General features: G+C 73.6%; 3 protein-coding genes. All 3 read left to right on the top strand.

Going from position 1 to position 20,971, the window contains the following annotated elements:
* The first annotated feature begins 57 nt into the window (after positions 1–57).
* From ACIRB7_RS29060 to ACIRB7_RS29050, 3 genes are read left to right on the top strand one after another with little or no spacing between them, the layout of a single operon-like run.
* Positions 58–14,982, top strand: coding sequence for an amino acid adenylation domain-containing protein (locus tag ACIRB7_RS29060; protein WP_403604215.1), 14,925 nt, complete (start codon positions 58–60; stop codon positions 14,980–14,982).
* Entirely contained in the window at positions 14,979–19,601 is a 4,623-nt protein-coding gene (locus tag ACIRB7_RS29055; RefSeq protein ID WP_403604212.1) for an amino acid adenylation domain-containing protein, read from the top strand. The genes ACIRB7_RS29060 and ACIRB7_RS29055 overlap by 4 nt, the downstream gene beginning before the upstream one ends.
* Positions 19,598–20,947 (top strand): diaminobutyrate--2-oxoglutarate transaminase, encoded by a 1,350-nt coding sequence (locus ACIRB7_RS29050; protein WP_403604209.1) that lies wholly within the window; start codon positions 19,598–19,600, stop codon positions 20,945–20,947. The genes ACIRB7_RS29055 and ACIRB7_RS29050 overlap by 4 nt, the downstream gene beginning before the upstream one ends.
* Positions 20,948–20,971: the final 24 nt, after the last annotated feature.

Genomic DNA, 20,971 nt, shown 5'->3' with positions numbered 1-20,971 from the left:
CCAGGCCCGCCCCACCCGTCCGGGCTCCAGAACTCCACGCCGATGCGAGAACGGTCTATGTACGCAAACAACTCTGTCGTTGATGTCATCCGCCGCAATGTCTCCGAGCGCGGTGCCGCCCTGAGCTACGAGTTCCTCGCCGACGCCGGCGGTGTCGACACCGAGCTCAGCATGCTCGAGATCGACAGGCGTGCGCGGGCGATAGCCGTCTCGCTCCTGGAGCGGGCGAAACCCGGTGCGCGGGTCATGCTGCTTTATCCGCCGGGCGAGCACTTCGTCGTGGGCTTCGTGGCCACGCTGTACGCCGGCATGGTCGCGGTCCCCGTCTACCCGCCGGACCCGATGCGGATCGCCCGTACGCTGCCCCGCCTTCGCGCGGTCGTCCGCAGCTCCCGCGCCGAGATCGTCCTCTCCGACAGCCTCGTACAGGCCTTCACCCACGAGCTGTTCGAGCAGCAGGCGCCCGAGGTGGCCCGGCTGCCGTGGGTGGTCACCGAGGACGCGATGCTGGAGGGCGCCGACGACTGGCGCCGCCCGGACCTGAGGCCCGACTCGGTCGCCCTGCTCCAGTACACGTCCGGCTCCACCGGCACCCCGCGCGGTGTCGTGGTGACGCACGGGAACCTGCTGTCCAACGGCTCCGCGATCGCCGCCGGTTTCGGCATCGGCGAGGGCGACGTCGTCGCCTCGTGGCTGCCCTTCTACCACGACATGGGTCTGCTCGGCGGTGTGCTCCAGCCGATGCTCTCCGGTCTGTCCAACGTCCTGATGTCGCCGCTGGAGTTCATGCGCCGGCCCATGCGCTGGCTGGAGGCCATCTCCTCCCGCGGCGCGACCGTCAGCGGCGGCCCGAACTTCGCCTTCGACCTCTGCGTCAACAAGAGCACGCCCGCCGAGCGCGAGGCCCTCGACCTGTCGTCCTGGCGGGTCGCGTTCTGCGGCGCCGAGCCGGTGCGTCACCGCACCCTTGAGCGCTTCGCCGAGGCGTTCGCCCCCAGCGGTTTCGACCGGTCCGCGCTGCTGCCCTGTTACGGGCTCGCCGAGGCCACCCTGTTCGTGGCCGGCAGCGGCCGTGGCAACGGCGCCCACACCACCCGTCTCGACCGCGCGGCCCTGGAGCAGGGCCGCGCCGAGGTGCGTGCGGACGGCGACCCCCTGATCTCCTCCGGTCTCGTGGCCGAGGGGCACGAACTCGCCGTCGTCGAACCGGAGTCCGGCGCGCGCGTCGCGCCCGGAGCGGTGGGCGAACTGTGGGTGCGCGGCACCTCCGTCGCCGCCGGCTACTGGGAGGACGAGGCCGCGACCGAGGCGGCGTTCGGCGCCCTGCTCGCCGACGACCCGAAGCCGTACCTGCGCACCGGCGACCTCGGTTTCGTCCTGGACGGCCAGATCCACGTCACCGGCCGCCTCAAGGAGATGATGGTCGTCCGCGGCCGCAACCTCTACGCGCACGACCTGGAGGAGACCGCCGTGGCGGCGTCCTCCTGGGCCCGCCCCGGCTGTGGCGCGGCGTTCTCGGTGGAGACCGGGGACGGCGAGGAGTGCGTGATCCTCCACGAGGTCGCCGTCGGCACCCCCGACGAGGAACTGCCCCGGATCGCCGACGCGATCGCCGCCGCCGTCCAGCACGAGCACGGCATCGCCCTGTTCGACGTGGTCCTGCTCGGCGCCCGCAGCCTCGCGAAGACCTCGAGCGGCAAGATCCAGCGCCTGGCCGGCCGGACGGCGTACACCGCCGGTCAGGTCGAGGGCGAGCTGCACCGCCGCCCCGCCGCCGCCCCCGCCCGCGGCGAGAAGCGGCAGCTCACCCTCCCGGCGCGCGCCGAACTCCTCGCGCTCCCCCGTGAGCAGCGCGTCGACGCCATCGAGCGCGCGCTGAGCCTGGTCGGGCGGGGTGAGGGCGACGCGCCCGCCACCATGGTCGCCGAGCTCGACCTCGACTCCCTCGCGGCGGTCGACCTCGCCTTCCGGATCGAGGAGCAGCTCGGTGTCGTCACCGACCCGGGCCTGCTGCTCCAGCCGACGAGCCTGCGCGAGGTGGCCACGGCCATCGAGGAGCGGGCCCACACCGCCCCCGAGACACGGGTGCGGCAGGAGCCCGGCCGGCGCGGCGGGGCCGTACCGCTGTCGGCCGGTCAGCAGTCGCTGCTGTTCATGCGCGACCTCGAAGGCCCGGACTGCCTGCAGAACGTGTCGGTGGCCGTCCGGCTGCACGAGCCGGTCGACGCCGGTGTGCTGTCCGCGGCCGTACGCCACATCGGCGCCCGCCACCCCGTCCTGACCGCCCGCTTCACCACCGACGGCAGCCGGCGTACGCAGCTGATCGACCCGGCCGTCCCGTTCGAGCTCGACGTCGTCGACCTGACGGGCGAGGCGGAGCCGGCGCTCCGGGCCCGGGTCGACGCGTGCGCCCTCGCCCCCTTCGACATCGAGAGCGGCGACGTCGCCCGCGCGAAGCTGTTCACCGGCTGCGGCGCACCGGTTTTGGTCCTCGCGCAGCACCACGCCATCACGGACTTCTGGTCGGTGGTGACCCTGCTCGACGAGCTGACGACCGTCTACGGCGACCTGCTGCACGAGCGCACGCCCGAGCTTCCGGCGGCCGTCGGCTACGAGGAGTTCGTCCGCTGGCAGCAGGACTACGAGCGCTCCCCGCAGTGGGGGGCCGACGAGCGCTACTGGCTCGACCTGCTCGCCGGTGACGTCCAGGCGCCGACCCTTCCGGTACGGGAGCGTCCGCAGCCGGAGAAGGGCATCGCGAGCCACCGGGTGACCGTGGGCGCCGAGCTGCTCGCCGACCTCGAACGGGTCGCGGGCGACAGCGGCACGACGGTGTTCTCGGTCCTGATGGCGGCGTTCGAGGTCCTCGTGGCCGCGCACAGCGGCTCGCGTGACTTCGTCGTCGGCGCCACCACCGCCGGCCGTCCGCAGGCACGTTTCCGCAACACCCTCGGCTACTTCGTCAACACCATTCCGGTACGCGCCGAGCCCGGCGCCCACGCCACCGTCACCGAGCTGATCCGCAGCACCGGGCAGCAGCTGCGCCAGTCCCTCGGCCACCAGCACTTCCCGGTCAGCCGGCTCGTCGAGCTGCTGCGCGCCCGCGGCAACACCTCGGTCGCGATCAACACGGCGGTCGTCTTCGAGCGCCCGCACAACGCGATCGCCGACGACGTCACCTCGGTGCTCTTCGGCGCGGGCCGTGACAGCGCGGTCCTCGGCGACCTCACCCTCGCGCCGTTCCCGGCGGGTGAGCTGGCCACCCAGTTCGACATCACCCTGCACGCCGTGCCCGCCGACGGCGGCCTCCTCGCGCACATGCTGGTCCGCGCGGACCGCTTCGACGAGGCCCTCGCCGAACAGCTGGGACAGCAGTTCCTCGAACTGCTCGGGCAGCTCGTCAGCCACGGCGACTCGCCGGTCTCGGCGCTGCGCCTCACCGGCGCGACCGAGTCCCTCGGCCGCGCCGACGTCCCCGCCCGCACCCTGCCGGGCGTCACCTCCGTGCACGAGCTGTTCGAGGCGACCGCCGACCGCACCCCCGACGCGGTCGCGCTCACGGCCGGGCCGGTGGAGCTGACGTACGCCCAGGTGGAACGCGCGGCGAACCGCCTCGCGCACCGCCTCCGGCAGGACGGCCTCGGCCCCGAGGACACCGTCGGTCTCTGCCTGGAGCGCTCCACCGAGCTGATCGTCGCGATGCTGGCGGTGATGAAGTCCGGGGCCGCGTTCGTGCCCCTGGACCCGACGCTGCCGCAGAACCGTCTCGCCGACATGGTCGGCGACGCGCGCTGCGCGCGGATCCTCTGCCACGGCGCGACCGCGGACCTCGCCGGCTCCCTGGGCGCCGCGACCCGCGTCGACGAGGAGTCCGGCGCGGACCTCCCCGAGGACCGCCCCGCGCTCGTCGCCACCGGCGACACCCTGGCGTACGTCATCTTCACCTCCGGCTCGACCGGACGCCCCAAGGGCGTGCAGATCGAACACCGGTCGCTGGTCAGCTACCTGCTGTCCTTCCTCGACGCCTTCGACGTCGAGGAGGGCGACCGGGTGCTCCAGTTCGCGCCGCTCACCTTCGACCCCTGCCTGGAGGAGATCTTCTCCGCCTGGACCCGGGGCGCGACCCTGGTGCTGCGCGACGAGTCCGTCCTCGGCTCGCCGGAGCGGTTCTGGGCCTGGTGCGAGGAGCAGCGGCTCACCCTCCTCGACATCCCCACGGCCTTCTTCCACGTCCTCGTCACCGCCCTCGACGCCGGCGCGCAGGTCCCGCCGGCGCTCCGCTCGATCCTCATCGGCGGCGAGGCCGCGCACCCCGACAAGCTCGCCCGGTGGTTCGCGGCCGACCGCGGCCACGTCGAGCTCTACAACCGCTGGGGCACCACCGAGACCACGGTGTGCTCGACCGTCGCCCACCTCGGCCCGGAGTCGGGCCAGGTCTCCCGCGCCCGCGACGTCTCCATCGGCGCCGACATGACCGACGCGGTCATCCACGTCCTCGACGCAGGGCTGCGGCCCGTCGCGGACGGCGTCGTCGGCGAGGCGTACATCGGCGGCGTGGGCGTCGGACGCGGCTACGCGTCGGCACCCCGCAAGACCGCCGAGCGGTTCGTCCCCGACCCGTTCGCGACCGAGCCGGGCCGGCGCCTGTACGCCACCGGAGACCTGGTCCGCCGGTCCGCCGACGGCGAGCTGCGCTACGTCGGCCGCGCCGACCAGCAGGTGAAGGTACGCGGCTACCGCATCGAGCTCGGTGAGGTCGACGTGGCGCTGCGGCGTCACCCCGAGGTCGCGGAGGCGGCCGTCGTCGCCTCCCGGGGCACGGGCGAGACGGAGCTGATCGCCGCCGTCACCGGCGAGGGCGTCGGCGTCGAAGGACTGCGCGCCTGGCTGAACCGCGAGCTGCCCAGCTACATGGTCCCGAGCCGGCTCCTCGTCCTGGACGCGATCCCGCTCACCTCCAACGGCAAGGTGGACGCGCACGCACTGCGCGAACTCGCCCTCGACGCGTCCCGATCGGCCGGGGCCGCGGACATGTCGCCCCTGGAGAGCAGGCTCGCGGCGATCTGGTGCGAGGTGCTCGAAGTCGCCGGGGTCGGTCCCGACGAGGACTTCTTCGCGCTCGGCGGCCACTCGCTGCGCGCGGCGGACCTCAACACCCGGGTACGCAAGGAGTTCGGCGTCCAGCCGCCGCTGCGGATGTTCTTCGAGTCCGTGACCGTACGGGCCCAGGCGGCGCGGATCGCGGAACTCGCGGCAGCCACGGAAGACGCCGTGGTCCCGCGGGAGACCCCGCCCGCCGTCGCCGAGCCCGCCCTCTCGCTGGGACAGCGCCGGCTGTGGTTCCTGGAGAAGTTCGCCCCCGGCTCCCGCGCCTACGTCGTGCCCGGCGTGCTCCGGCTGTACGGGGAGCTCGACGCGGCCGTCCTGCGCGGCGCGCTCGACGCGATCGTCGAGCGGCACCCCGCGCTGCGTACCGGCTTCAAGGACGAGGGCGGCCGGCCCGTACCCTTCGTGCACACCGGCCTCACCTGCCCCTTCGAGGTCATCGACCGGACCGCGACCACGCCCGCACAGCGCGAGGCGGAGCTGGCCGGACTCGCCGTCGACCACACCCGGCAGCTCTTCCGGCTGGACGAGCCGCCGCTGATGCGCGCCGCCCTGGTGGAGTTCGGGCCCGACGAGCACGCGCTGCTCCTGGCCTTCCACCACATCGTCTCCGACGGCCGCTCCATGGAGATCATCGCCGGGGAGCTGGCCGAGCTGTACGCGCACGGCTCGGGCGTCGCCGGTCACGGCGAACCGCCCGCGGTCGTCCACGAGTACGCCCGGTGGGCGGTCGACGAGACCGTCCGTCTCGAGTCGGCCGAGGGCCGGCGCGGCCTGGAGTTCTGGACCGGACACCTCGGCGGTGCGCCGCTCGCCCTCGACCTGCCCTTCGACCGGCCCCGCCCGGCCGTGCAGACCTTCGACGGCTCGCGGGTGCCGCTGACGCTGGGCCAGGCCGACTCGGACCTGCTGCGCTCCCTCGCCAGGGACCAGCGGGCGACCGTCTTCATGACGCTCGCCGCGTGCATGTCCTCCACCCTGTCCCGGCTGACCGGGCAGGAGCGGGTGGTCATCGGCGTACCCGACGCCAACCGCACGGGCGACGGCGCGTACGACGACGTCGTCGGCTTCTTCGTGAACACCGTGCCGCTCTGCTTCGAGGTGCCGGGCGCCGCCACCGGCCGCGACCTCGTCGACCGCGCCAGGGCCACCACCCTGGAGACGCTGCCGCACAAGTGGGTCCCCTTCTCCGCGATCGTGGAGGCGACAGGACAGGACCGCGACCCGAGCCGCAGCCCGCTCTTCCAGGCGATCCTCGACGTCCGCAACGGCGCGCTGCCCACGCCGGCCCTGCCCGGCCTGCGGGTCGAGACGGCGCCGCTGTACACCGGCACCGCCAAGACCGACCTGGCCTTCGAGATCACTGACGACGGCGGTCCGCTGACGGGCTGGCTGGAGTTCAACTCGGACCTGTTCGGGCCCGAGACGGCTCAGCTCATCGCCCGGCTCTTCGGCGAGACGGCCCGCGCGATGGCGCAGCGGCCGGACGAGCGCGTCGAGACCCCCTCCGCGGCGGCGTCCCTGGACCGCTGGCCGTCCCCCGCGGGCGCCGAGGAGCGGCCCGACACCTTCTGGGCGCGGTTCGAGCGGGTCGCGGACAGCCGCGCCGACGCGATCGCCCTCGAGGGCCCCGACAGCGCGCTGTCCTACGGCGAGCTGCGCGCCCGGGTGGACCGGGTCGCCGGGGTGATCGCGCGGCGGTTCGCCGTGCGCCCCGGGGACGTCGTCGCCGTGTCGGTCGAGCCGTCCGTCGAGGCCGTCGTCGCCGTCCTGGCGGCGCAGCGCTGCGGAGCGGCGTACCTGCCGATCGACCCCGCCTACCCGGCGGAGCGCAAGGAGTTCATGCTGGCCGACTCGGGGGCGCGCGGTCTGGTGACCCGCGACCTCGTCGAGGAGGCCCTGCGCGAGGCAACCGACGCGGAGGACTCGGCGCTGCCGCAGGCCGACGCGGACGCCCCCGCCGAAGCTGCGGCGCTGCCGCAGGCCGATCCGGACGCGCCCGCGTACCTCCTCTACACCTCGGGCTCCACCGGCCGCCCCAAGGGTGTGCTCGTCTCCCACCGTGCGCTCGCCCACCTCACGGCGTACCAGGCGGGTGTCTTCGGGATCGACGCCGACGCCCGCATGCTCCAGTTCGCGAGCCTGAGCTTCGACGCCTCCGTCTGGGAGATCTTCTCCACGCTCGCCGCGGGCGGCACCCTGTGCGTCGCCGGCCGTGAACACGCCCTCGTCGGTGAGGCGCTCGCCGACGTCCTCGCCGAGCGCGCGATCAGCGTGTGCCTGCTGCCGCCTTCGGTGATCGCGTCCCTGCCCGGCCGTGAACTGCCGGAGCTCAGGACCCTGGTGTCGGGCGGCGAGGCCTGCCGCGCCGAGCTGGTCGAGCGGTGGCAGCCGGGACGGCGCTTCGTCAACGCGTACGGCCCCACCGAGTGCACCGTCGTCATCACGGCCGCCGAGTGCGTCCCGGGGCGTCCCGCCTCGCTGGGCGCGGTGCTGCCGGGCGGGACGGCGTACGTCCTGGACGCGGAGCTGCGGCCGGTCGTCGCAGGCGCGGTCGGCGAGCTGTACGTCGGCGGCGCGGGCCTGGCCCTCGGCTACCACGGCAGGCCGGGACTGACCGCGGGGCACTTCCTGCCCGACCCGTTCTCCGCCGCTCCCGGCGCCCGGATGTACCGCACGGGCGACCTCGTCCGGCTGCGCGCCGACGGGACCCTGGACTACTGCGGCCGTCGCGACAGCCAGATCAAGCTGCGCGGCTACCGGATCGAGCCGGCCGAGATCGAGTCGGTGCTCCTCGCCCTCCCCGGTGTGACGCGGGCCGTGGTGCGGGGCCTCGACGGGGTGCTCGTAGCCCATGTCGAGTCCGCCCATGTCGAGTCCGACGAGACGGAGCTGACCCCGCCGGCACTGGCGAAGCTGTGCGCGGCCGAGCTGCCGCCGCACATGGTCCCGGCCGCGTTCGTGGTCCGGGGGGAACTGCCCCGGCTGCCCGGCGGCAAGATCGACCCGAGCCGCCTCGGGCGTCCGGGCCGTGCCGACTTCGCGCTCGCCGAGTTCGCCGCCCTGGAGACGGAGACCGAGCGGACCGTCGGCCGGGTCTGGGCCCAGGTCCTGGACGTCGACATGGTCGGCGCGGGTGACGACTTCTTCACCATCGGCGGTCACTCCCTGCTCGCGACCGTGATCACCTCGCAGGTGGCCGAGGAGCTGGGCCGGGAGGTCCCGCTGCGGGCCCTGTTCGAGGCGCCCGTGCTCCGGGAGTACGCCGCGCTGTGCGACGCCGCGGCCGTCCGGGACACCTCCGGCGGGATCGCCACCCACGCCGCAGGCGGTGCGGACGCACCCCTGTCGGTGATGCAGGAACGCCTCTGGCTGCTTGAGGAGATCGAGAACGGCTCCGGAGAGACCGGCTCCGTCGAGAACGGCTCCCGCGCGACCGGCCGCACCGGCAACACCTCCACCGGCCGCTACCACCTGGCCGGCGCGATCCGGCTCACCGGCGCACTCGACGAGGCCGCCCTCCAGCGGGCCGTCACCCGCCTGGTGGACCGGCACAGCACGCTCCGCACGGTCGTCGCCCACCAGGAGGGCGAGCTGACGCAGGCCGTCCTGGACAGCGCCGACGTCACCCTGACGCGCACCGAGCTGACCGGCGCGACCGCCGAGGAGCGCGCCTCCGAGGCCCGCGCCCTGGTGGAACGCGAGGCGGCGGAGCCGATGGACCTGGCGGGCGGCCCGCTGCTGCGGGTCCGGCTGCTCCAGCTCGGCCACGACGACGCGGTCCTCGTCCTGACCCTGCACCACATCGTGGGCGACGGCTGGTCGATGGAGATCCTCAAGCGGGATCTGACCCACTTCTACGCCGAGGAGACCGGCCACGAGCCGTCCTCCCCGCTGCCTCCGCTCCAGGTCACCTACGAGCAGTTCTCCCGCTGGCAGCGCCACCAGCTCGACTCCGGCGCGCTCGACGCCTCCGTCGCGTACTGGTGCGAGCAGCTCGACGCGCTGCCCTCGCTCAGCCTGCCGGTCTCGCGCGGCGCCTCCGACCCCGTCGCCGACGAGGGCCGGGGCCACCGGACCCGGGCGACCGTCACGCCGGAGCTGCGGGAGGCGATGGAGCGGCTCGCCGCCGAGTCCGGGGCGACCCTGTTCATGGTGCTCGCGGCGACCCTCCAGCTGACCCTCGGGCGGCTCGCGGGCCAGCGTGACTTCGCAATCGGCGTGCCCATCGCGGGCCGCGGGCACCGCGAGGTGGAGGACCTGATCGGCTTCTTCATCAACTCGCTCGTGCTGCGCGCCGACCTGTCGGGCGACCCGACCTTCGACGAGCTGCTCCAGCGGGTCCGCACCAGCACCCTAGACGCGTACGAGCACCAGGACGTGCCGTTCGAGACGCTGGTCGGCAGGCTCGCCCCCGAGCGCGACCTGAACACCACCCCGCTCTTCCAGGTCTACCTGAACCTGCTCAACATCCCGCCGCACCAGGGCGACCTGCCGGGCCTCACCGTCGACACCTTCGCCGTCCCCGACCTGGGCGCGAAGTTCGACCTGACCTTCTACGTCGACCCCGGGCAGCCGGGTCTCTCGCTCGACCTGATGTACGCCGCCGACCGCTTCGACCGGGCCACCGTGGACGAGCTGCTCGCCCAGTGGATCAGGGTCATCGAGCAGGCCGTCGCCGACAGCGGCAGCCCCGTCGCCGCGCTGCGGCTCGACACCCCGCTCGCGCGCCGCGCGCTGCCCGACCCGGCCGCACCGCTGGACACCACCTGGTACGGGTCGGTGGTCGAGCAGTTCGAGCGGCGGGCCGCCCGTGAACCGGGGCGGATCGCGATCACCGAACCGGGCCAGGAGCTCACCTACGGGGAGCTGTCCTGGGCGACGGCCGCCATGTCGGGCCTGCTGAACCAGCAGGGCGTCGCCAAGGGCGACGTGGTCGCCATCTACGGCGAGCGCAGTGCCTCGCTGGTCTGGGCGATCCTGTCCGTGCTGCGCGCCGGTGCCTCGTTCGCCATCCTCGACCCGAGCTATCCGGCGGACCGCATCGCCGACTGTCTCGCGGTGGCCCGCCCGAGCGCCTTCCTCCAGCTGGAGGGCGCCGGAGCCGTACCGCTCGCCGTGGACACCGCGCTCCAGGCGGCGTCGCTGCGCTGCCGCTTCGAGCTGCCGTCGAGGCTGGCGGACGCCCGGCACCTGGTGCCGCAGGGCGCGGAGCCGGCCGAGGCGGTCGAGGTCGGGCCGGGGGACTGCGCGTACATCGCGTTCACCTCGGGTTCCACCGGCAAGCCGAAGGGCATCCGGGGCGCGCACGGCTCCCTCACCCACTTCGTGCCGTGGATGGTGGAGACCTTCGGGCTCCGCGAGACCGACCGCTACAGCCTGCTCTCCGGCATCAGCCACGACCCGCTGCACCGCGAGGTGTTCACGCCGCTGGTCACGGGCGCCACGATCTGCGTGCCCGACCGGCTCGACGTCGAGACCCCGGGCCGGCTCGCGCAGTGGTTCCGTACCGCGCAGGTGTCGGTCAGCCACATGACGCCCCCGATGGCGAGGCTGTTCGACCAGCTGTCGGTCGCGCCGGGCACCCTGCCGCTCCTGGAGCGGGTCTTCTTCCTCGGCGACACGCTGACCAGCCGTGACGTGCGGGCCATCACCCGCATGGCGGGCTCGGCGACCTGCGTCAACCTGTACGGCTCGACCGAGACGCAGCGCGCGGTCGGCTACTACGTGGTGCCCGCGGCCCACGGCGTCGCCGACACCGACCCGGGTGTCACGTACCCGCTCGGTCGCGGCATGAAGGACGTCCAGCTCCTCGTACTGAACGAGGCGGGGCGGCAGGCCGGCGTGGGGGAGCCGGGAGAGATCGTCATCCGCTCCCCGCACATCTCGCTGGGGTACGCCCACGACGAGGTGCTCACCGCCGCCAAGTTCGTGCGCAGCCCGTTCGGCGACTCCGACGCCGACCGCATGTACCGCACCGGCGACCTCGGCCGTCATCTCCCCGACGGCTCCGTCACCCCGCTGGGCCGCGCCGACACCCAGGTCAAGATCCGTGGCTACCGCGTCGAGACGGACGAGGTGCAGCACGTGATCTGCGCCGCGCCGGACGTCCAGGACGCCCTGGTCGTGGCCCGCGCCGACGCGAGCGGAGAGAACGCGCTGGTCGCGTACGTGGTGTCGAGGCCCGGCACCAGGGCCGTCGGCAACGACGTGAAGGCCTTCGTCCGCAAGCGGCTGCCGGACTACATGGTCCCGGCGTTCGTCGTCGCCCTCGACGCCTTCCCGCTGACCCCGAACCGCAAGATCGACCGCGCCGCGCTGCCCGAGCCCTCCTCGGTGACCGGCGGCCACGAGGACGGACCGCGCGCGCCGCTGACCCCCACCGAGGAACTGGTGGCCGGCCTGTGGCAGGACGTGCTCGGCGCGCCCACGGTGGGCCCCGAGGACAACTTCTTCAACCTCGGCGGGCACTCGCTCATGGCCACCCAGGTCGTGTCGCGGATCCGCCGGGTGTTCGGCTGCGACATCGCGCTGCGCACCCTGTTCGAGAAGCAGACCGTACGGGACCTCGCCGCGCACATCGACGGCGTCTCCGGCGGAGGCAGCGAGACCGCACCGGTCGTCGCCCTGCCCCGCACCGGTCCGCTGCCCGCCTCGTACGGCCAGGAACGCCTCTGGTTCCTGGACCAGCTGGAGGGCGACACCGGCGCCTACAACAGCGCCACGGTCGTACGCATGCGCGGCCCGCTGGACACCGGCGCCCTGGCCGCGACGCTCGACGAGCTGGTCGCCCGGCACGAGGTGCTCCGCACCCGGCTCGTCATGGACGACGGCCGGGTGAGCCAGATCGTCGAGCCCGCCGACGCGGTCACCATGCCGCTCACGGTCGTCGACCTGAGCGGCGAGCCGGAGGAGACCGCCGAGCGGCGCTGGCCGGAACTCGTCGACGAGGCCGCGCGGCACCGCTTCGACCTGGCCGAGGCACCCCTCGAACAGGCGACCCTGATCCGGCTCTCCGACGAGGACCACGTCTTCGTCCTCGCCGTGCACCATGTCGTCGCCGACGGCTGGGGCCTGCAGATCGTGGTCCGCGACTTCGCGGCCCTCTACCAGGCACACCGCCAGGGCACGGCCTCCCCGCTGCCCGAGCTCGACGTGCAGTACGCCGACTGGTCGAGCTGGCAGCGCGAGCGCGTCGAGGGCGGCGACCACCAGGCGCAGCTCGACTTCTGGTGCGAGACGCTGGCGAAGCCGGCGCCGCTCCTGGAGTTCCCGGCGCAGCGGCCGAGGCCGGCGGCGATGACCAACCGGGGCCTGACGGTACGCCGGATCCTCGACGCCGAACTGGTCGGCGGGGTACGGCAGGTGGGCCGCGAGCACAACGCGACCCTGTTCATGACGCTGCTCGCGGCGTTCAACTGCCAGCTGCACCGCTACAGCGGCGCCGCCGACATCGCGGTCGCCACCCCGGTGGGGACCCGCTCGGTCGAGATCGAGGACGTGGTCGGGTTCTTCGTGAACACGATCGTCTTCCGCAACACGCTCCGGGCGGACGAGTCCTTCACCGAGCTGCTCGACCGCGTCCGGTCCACGACCCTGGCCGCGTACGCCAACCAGGACGTCCCCTTCGACCGGGTGGTGGACGCGCTCCAGCCGAGCCGGGACATGAGCACGAGCCCGCTGTTCCAGGTCATGTTCACCCTGCACAACGCGCCGTACTCGGAGATCGACCTCGGCGACCTCAGGCTGGAGCGGCTGCACGCTCCCGTCGGCACCGCCAAGTTCGACCTCAGCCTGGACCTGGCCGAGGAGAAGGACGGCCTGCACGCCACCCTGGAGCTGAACGCCGACCTCTTCGACGAGGAGACCGGCCGGACGCTCCTGGACCACTTCGAGGCCCTGCTCGGCAGCATCGCCGCCGCCCCGAAGCGCTCCGTGGCCGACCTGGAACTCCGCCCGGAGGCCGAGGCCGCCGCGCAGGACGCCCTGAGCGCCGGACCGCCGGCCTTCACGCCGATGACCACCACCGAGTCCCTCGCGCACTGGGCGCGGCTCACCCCGGACGCCCCCGCCGTCATCGACGGCGACACCGTCTGGACGTACCGCGAACTGCGGGACCGGGTCGCGGCGCTCGCCGAGCGGCTGTCCACGGCGGCCTCCGGCCCCGAGCCGGCCGTCGTGGTGTGTGCCGGGCGCTCGGCCCGGCACATCGCCGCCGCCCTCGCCTGCGACGCGGCCGGTGCGACGTACGTGCCGGTCAGCCCTGCCGTACCGGACCGGCGGATCGCCACCGTCCTCGACCGGCTCGGCGAGGTCGTCGCCCTCACCGACGACGAGCAGGCGGCTCGTGTCGCCGCCCTGCTCGCCGACGCCCGCGGCACCCACCTCGTCCTCGACGACTCCGTCTCGGACCGGCCGCTCGACCTGAGCGGGACGCACCCGGCCCGGCGCTCGTACGTCATCTTCACCTCCGGTACGACCGGTGAGCCCAAGGGCGTGGAGATCGAACAGGCTGGACTGCTCAACCACCTGGAGCTGATGGCCCACGACCTGGAGCTGTCCTCGGGCGACGTCATCGCCCAGACCGCCTCGCAGTCGTTCGACATCTCGGTCTGGCAGATGCTCGTCGCGGTGACGCGCGGCGCGGCCACCGTGGTCAGCGACGACGCCACCAGCCGGGACGCGGAGGCGCTGGTCGCCCTCGTCCGGGAGCGCGGTGTCAGCGTGCTCCAGCTGGTGCCCGGCATGATCAGGGCGCTGCTCGACCGCGCGGAGGACGGCGACCTGGCGAGCCTGCGGTATCTCATCGCCACCGGTGAGGCCCTGCCGCCGGACCTCGCGGCAAAGTGGCTGCGCCGCTTCCCCGGCATCCCGATGGTCAACGCGTACGGCCCGGCGGAGTGCTCGGACGACACCCACCTCGCGGTGCTGACCACCCCGCCGCCGACCGACCGCGCGGTCCCGCTCGGCACGCCCGTCGCCGGAGTGACGTCCTACGTCCTCGACGCGCAGGGACGGCGCCTGCCGTTCGGCGTGCCGGGCGAGCTCGCCATCGGCGGCCCGGCGGTCGGCCGCGGCTACCTCGGGGACCCGAAGGCCACGGCGGAACGGTTCGTCCCCGACCCGTACGCGGCGGAGCCCGGCGCCCGGCTGTACCGCACCGGCGACCGCGTGAGGCTGGGCGCCGACGGCCATCTCGAGTTCCTCGGGCGGCTCGACGACCAGCTGAAGATCCGCGGCTTCCGCATCGAGGCCGGCGAGGTCGAGACGGCCCTGTGCGAGCTGCCCTCCGTACGGGAGGCGGCGGTCGTCCTGCGCGACTGCGACGGCGAACCGACCCTGGTCGCCTGCGTGGTCACCGCCGAACGGGACCCGGCCGTCCTGGCCGCCGCGGTCGGCACCCGCCTGCCGCGCTACATGGTCCCCACCGGTTACGTCTTCGTCGACCGGCTGCCCCGCACCCCCAACGGCAAGGTCGACCGGGCCGCGCTCCAGCGGGACGACGTGACCGTCGAGCGGGTCCGCCGGCGCTTCGAGGAACTGTCAGGACCGACCGAGCGGCTCGTGGCCTCGGTGTTCGAGGAACTCCTCGGCACCCCGGCGGTCGGCGCGCTCGACGACTTCTTCACCCTGGGCGGCCACTCGCTGCTCGCCACCCGTCTGGTGGCCGAACTGGCCGCCCGGACGGACATCGAACTGCCGTTGCGCACGGTCTTCGAGCAGCCCACCGTGCGCGGTGTCGCACAGGCCCTGGAGGAACTCCAGCTGGCCGGGCTGAGCGAGGCCGAGCTCCTCGAACTCGAGGTGCTGCTCGACGGCGTGACCGACGACCAGGCCCGCGAGCTGCTCGCGGCCGGCGAGGAGAGGGACGCATGATCCGGGAAGCCGCCACCGAGCGGGAGAGCATCGAGAGCCTGTCCGCGGCCAAGCGGGAGCTGATGGCCTCGCTGCTGCTGGCCCGCGGCAAGCAGCGGGCCGCGGCGCGCACCATCCGCCGCCGCGACCCCGCGAAGCCGGGTCCGCTCTCCCGCGGCCAGGAGCAGCTGTGGGTCGCCGAGTCCCTCGCGGACGGCCGGCCGCTGTACAACGTTCCCTACGGCGTCCGGCTGCGCGGCGCCCTCGACATCACCGCGCTGCGGGCCGCGCTCGACGGGCTCGTCGACCGGCACCCCGTCCTGCGCACCGTCTACCGGCAGCTGCCGGACGGCGGCCTCGAACAGGTCGTCCTGCCGGCCGCGCCGATGGAGCTGCCGGTCGAGGAGGCCGCCGACGAGGAGGCCGCCGTGGCCGCCGCGCAGCGCGAGGCGGCCCTGCCGATCGACCTGACGGACGGCCCCGTGATCCACGGGCGCCTCTTCCGGATCGCCGCCGACGACCATCTCCTCGCCCTGGTCGTGCACCACATCGCGACCGACGCCTGGTCGGTGGGCGTCCTCCTGGAGGACCTCGCGGAGCTGTACGACGCGGCCCGCGAGGGCCGCTCGCCCCGGCTGCCCGCGCTCGGCATCGACTACGCCGACGCGGCCGCCCACGAGCGGGCCCAGGAGCCCGAGGACTACGGCTGGCTGGTCGCGCAGTGGCGTGAGCAGCTGGCCTGGGCCCAGCCGCTCGGCCTCTCCCCGACCGGGGACCGGGGCACGGCCCGTACCGGCCGGCGCATCCGCTCCCAGTGGGACGGGCAGTTCGGCCGCGAGCTCCAGCGCGCCGCCGAGGCACACCGTACGACCGTGTTCAACGTGATGCTCACGGCGTTCGCGGTGCTGCTCAACCGGTACACGGGCACCTCCCGGTTCGCCGTCGGCACGGTCATGGCCAACCGGAACCGGCAGACCGAGCGCCTGGTCGGCTACTTCGCGAACACCGTCCCCGTGGTGGCCGACCTGTCCGCAGGGGGCGGCAGCCTCGGCGACGTCCTCGCCGGCATCAGCCGCGAGTCGCTGTGGGCGCAGGAGCACCAGATCCCCTTCGACGTCCTCGTCGACAAGGTCGCGCCGCAGCGCACGCTGGCCGAGAGCCCGCTGTTCGAGGCGATGTTCGTCTTCAACAACGGCCCCGGCCACGAGATGCGGCTGCGCGACCTGTCCCTGACCCCTACCCATCTGCACTCGGGCACGGCCAAGTTCCCCCTCGACCTGTCCTGCGCGGTGACGGACGACGAGGTCATGGTGTCCCTGGAGTTCGACGAGTCGGTGCTCGACACCGCCGCCGCCGAACGCCTCCTCGGCCACTACCGGCGGCTGCTCACCGGCCTGTGCGAGACGCCGGACGTCCACGTCGACAACGCGGACCTGCTCACCCCGGCCGAGCGGGAGCTGGTCGTCGACGAGTGGAACCGTACGGGCGAGGAGTACCCCGCCCACGCCACCGCCCACGGCCTGTTCGAGCAGTGGACGGACCTGGAGCCGGACGCCGTCGCTGTGACCTGCGGCGACGAGGCGGTGAGCTACGCCGAACTCGACGCCCGCGCCAACCGGCTCGCCCATCTGCTCATCGCCGAGGGCTGCGGCCGCCACGCACGCGTCGGTGTCTGCCTGGAGCGGGGCGTCGACCTGGTCGTCACCCAGCTCGCCATCGCCAAGACGGGCGCGGGATACGTCCCGCTCGACCCCGGCTACCCGGCCGAGCGCCTCCAGTGGATGCTGGCGGACTCCGGCGCCCGCCTGGTCGTCACCCGCGACGACCGGCTCGCCGGGGAGGGCGTCACGGCCGTCGACCCCGCCTCCGCCGCCGCGCACCCGGCGACCCGGCCGGAGCGGGACGTCCGCCCGGACGACCTGCTGTACCTGATCTACACCTCGGGCTCGACCGGACTGCCCAAGGGCGTCCTGCTCGACCACCGGGGCCGCGTCAACAACTTCACCGACTTCAACCGGCGCTTCCTCGTCGGCCCCGGTGACAAGGTCTTCGGCGTCTCGGCGCTGGCCTTCGACATGAGCGCGTACGACGTGTTCGGCACGCTCATGGCCGGTGCGACCGTGGTGTTCCCTGCCCCGGAGGACGAGCGTTCGCCGCACCGCTGGATCGAGACGATCGAGCGCGAGTCCGTCACCGTGTGGCACTCGGTACCGGCGCTCTTCGGGCTCCTCGTCGAGGAGTGCGAGATCCGCGCCGGCGAGCGGCTGCCGATCCGGCTCGTGCTGCTCGGCGGCGACTGGATCCCGCTGGCACTGCCGCAGCGGGGCGCCGCGCAGCTGATCCCCTCGGCGCAGCTCGTCAGCATGGGCGGCGCCACCGAGGTCTCCATGGACTCCACGATCCACCTGATCGGTGACGTCCTGCCGGAGCAGCGCAGCATCCCGTACGGCGTCCCGATGGCCAACCAGACCTCGTACGTCCTCGACGCGGGCCTCTCCCCGCTGCCCGTGGGCGTGCCCGGCGAGCTGTACCTCGGCGGCGTCGGTGTCGGCTGGGGCTACCACAACCGGGCCCGGCTGACCGGCGAGCGCTTCGTGCCCGACCCGTTCAGCACGGTCCCCGGGGCCCGGCTGTACCGCACCGGCGACCGCGCCCGCTGGATGCCCGACGGCAACCTCGAACTGCTCGGCCGCATCGACTTCCAGATCAAGATCAACGGCTACCGGGTGGAGACCGGTGAGATCGAGGCCGCCCTGCGGGAGGTCATCGGCGGCGGCTCCTGCCTGGTCGCGGCGCACGGCCCGCGCGACGGCGCGAAGACCCTCGTGGCCTATCTGGTGGCGCCCCCGGGCGGTGAGGTCCCCGACGACGCCGAGCTCAAGCGGCAGCTGTCGGCGAGCCTCCCCCAGCACATGGTGCCCGCCTCCTTCGTCCGTATGGAGTCCTTCCCGCTGACCCACAACGGCAAGGTCAACCGGCGCGAGCTGCCGGCGCCCACGGCCGCCGCCCTCACGGGGCGCGCCGCGAGCACCGGGACCGAGCGGGCGCTGGTGGAGCTGTGGCGCGAGGCCCTCGGCCGTGACGACGTCCCCGTCGACATCGGCTTCTTCACCCTCGGCGGCAACTCGATCGCGGTCATCCGCATGGTGAGCGCCGCCCGCCGCGCCGGGCTCGAGATGACGCCCCGCATGGTCTTCGCCCACCAGACGGTCGAGGCCCTCGCGAAGGCGATCGACGAGCGGGAGGCCTCGGCCCCGACCCGCGACGCCTCGGCCCCGGCGGCGGGGGCGAGCCGGACCCGGTCCACCGGGCCGGTGGTGACGCCCGGGCAGCAGCACATGCTCGACGTCCTCGACAGCGCCTGGGTGCCCGGCCTCTACCAGATGCAGTCCACGACGGAGCTGCCCTTCGAGATCGACCCCGACTGCTTCCGGACGGCCTGGCGGCAGCTCAACGACCGGCATGCCGTGCTGCGCACGGGGTTCCGGCGCGACGCCGAGAGCAGCGGAGACGCGGGCGCCTGGACGCCCGTCGTCGCCGACGCCGACGGACTCGACCCGGTGATCGAGGTGCTCGACTGGAGCGACCACGCGCCGGACGCGGTCGCCGACGAGCTGATCGCCCTCCTCGAAGCCGAGCGCGCCACGCCCTTCGACGTGTCCGCGCCGCCCCTGTGGCGGGTGTGGCTGGTGCGCGGCCCGTCCACCTGGTGGCTCGGCCAGATCCAGAGCTACCTCGTGGCCGACGGCTGGTCGAACCTGGTGCTGCTCGACGAACTCCTCGCGCTGTACCTCGCCGCCCTCGAAGGCCGCGACGCCGGCCTCCCGCCGGTCCCCGCACTCGAAGCCGAGGAGGCCGACCCCGAGGCGGACCGCGCCTTCTGGCAGAACCAGCTGGCCGGGGCGCTCCCCTCGCGCCTCGCCGCGGAGCCGGGCCGCCTCGGTCCGTCCCGCTTCAGCCGTACGGCGGGCAGGCTGGACCCGGCGGTCGCCGAGACGCTGCGGGAGCGGGCGGCCGAGCACGGTCACACCTTCTCGACCCTGGCCTGCGCGGGCTGGGCCCTGCTCGCCGCCTCGCGCCTCGACCGTCCGGACGTCACCGTCGGCGTGGTCTCGGCGGGCCGCGACCGCGCCGTCGAGGGCCTGGAGCGCGCGGTCGGCCTGTTCATCGCCGCCCTGCCCGTCCGGGTCGAGGTGAACCGGGACGACACCCTGACCTCCCTCTTCGACCGCTTCCAGCTGGCCCGCGTCGAGGGCGCCGAGCACACCTCGGTCCCCACCGGCACCCTCCAGCGGATGGGGTCGGGCGAAGGACCGCTGTTCGACTCGGTGGTCGTCGTCGCCAACTACCCGGTGTCCTCGGGGCTGCGCGCCCAGCAGTCCGCGAGCGTCCAGCGCGGCACCGAGAGCGACGGCACCCGCAACCAGACCGAGTACGCGCTCCGCCTGGACATCACCGACGACGCCGAACCCCGTATCGCCCTGTCGTACTACGGCGACCGCGTCGCCGACACCGAAGCCCGGCGGCTGCTCGACGACTACCTCGCGCTGCTCGCCGCGGTCGCCCGTACGCCTGCCGCCACCGTCGGGCAGGTACTCCCGCTCCCGCTCTCCCCCCTCCCGATAGGAGACCCCCGATGACGGTCCTGGCAGATCTGACGACGTCCACCCAGGTGCTCGAAACCACCCCCGCCACGGTGCGCGAAGCCATCCCCGCCACGGTGCGCGACGCCACCGCCACCACCGTGTTCGAGACGCGCGAGTCCGCTGTCCGCTCGTACTGCCGGGCGTTCCCCGTCCTCCTCAGCTCGGCCCACGGCACCACCCTGGTCGCCGAGGACGGCACGGAGTACGTCGACTTCTTCTCCGGCGCCGGCGCCCTCAACTACGGCCACAACCACGCCCACATCAAGCGCCAGGTCGTCGCGCACCTGGAGGGCGACGGGCTGCTGCACGCGCTCGACTTCCACACGGCGGCCAAGCGCGAGTTCCTGGAGCGCTTCGGCCGGGAGGTCCTGGAGCCGCGCGGGCTGGACCACCGCGTCCAGTTCTGCGGCAGCACCGGCACCGACGCCGTCGAGGCGGCCCTGAAGCTGGCCCGTAAGCACACCGGCCGGTCCCAGGTCATCGCGTTCTCCGGCGCGTACCACGGCGTCAGCCGCGGCAGCCTCGCCGCGACCGCCGACCGGTCGCTGCGCAAGGTGGCCGGTACGCCCCTCGGCGAGGTCACCCACCTGCCGTTCCCGGTCGGCCCGCGCGGCCCGTTCCCGACGATGGACCTCCTGGAGCAGTACCTCGGCGACGACCTGTCCGGCGTCGACGTGCCCGCGGCCGTGATCCTCGAAGTCGTGCAGATGGAGGGCGGCGTCTACCGCATCCCCGACGCGGACCTGCGGCAGCTGCGCGACATCTGCGACCGGTACGGCATCGTGCTGATCGCCGACGAGATCCAGGCCGGCTGCGGCCGGACCGGCGGCTTCTTCTCCTTCGAGCAGGCCGGGGTCGTCCCCGACCTCATCACCGTCTCCAAGTCGATCGGCGGCCTCGGCCTGCCGATGTCGATCCTCCTCATCCGCGAGGGCCTCGACTCGTGGGCGGCCGGCGACCACCCGGGCACCTTCCGCGGCAACCAGCTGGCGTTCGTCGCCGCCTGCGGCGCCCTCGACCTCTGGCAGAGCCAGGCCTTCCTCGACCAGGCCCGCGACGGCGCCGAACTGCTGCGCGCCTTCTGGGAGAACCACCCGCTGCCCGGCGTCGAGGTGCGCTGCGAGGGCCACGCGATCGGCATCGACCTGACCCACGCGGGCGGCCGTCAGGCCGCGGACTCCGTGGTGGCCTGGTGCTTCGAGCGCGGCCTGATCGTCGAGTCGACCGGCCGCGACAAGGCCGTCCTCAAGCTGCTGCCCGCGCTGACCATGGAACTCGACGTGCTCCGTTACGGCTGCGAGCTGATCCACGAGGCCCTGCGCACGGCGCTGGCCCGCTGATCCGCCGTACCCCTTCTCGACCCC

Source organism: Streptomyces sp. NPDC093795 (assembly GCF_044764665.1).
GTDB lineage: Bacteria > Actinomycetota > Actinomycetes > Streptomycetales > Streptomycetaceae > Streptomyces.
The sequence above is the reverse complement of the archived record's forward strand: the minus strand, read 5'-3'. Positions and strand labels throughout refer to the sequence as shown.

What these genes read in the sequence shown, in the direction of transcription:
- ACIRB7_RS29060 (WP_403604215.1), top strand. Translation starts at nt 58, where the DNA reads ATGTACGCAAACAACTCTGTCGTTGATGTCATCCGCCGCAATGTCTCC.
- ACIRB7_RS29055 (WP_403604212.1), top strand. Translation starts at nt 14,979, where the DNA reads ATGATCCGGGAAGCCGCCACCGAGCGGGAGAGCATCGAGAGCCTGTCC.
- ACIRB7_RS29050 (WP_403604209.1), top strand. Translation starts at nt 19,598, where the DNA reads ATGACGGTCCTGGCAGATCTGACGACGTCCACCCAGGTGCTCGAAACC.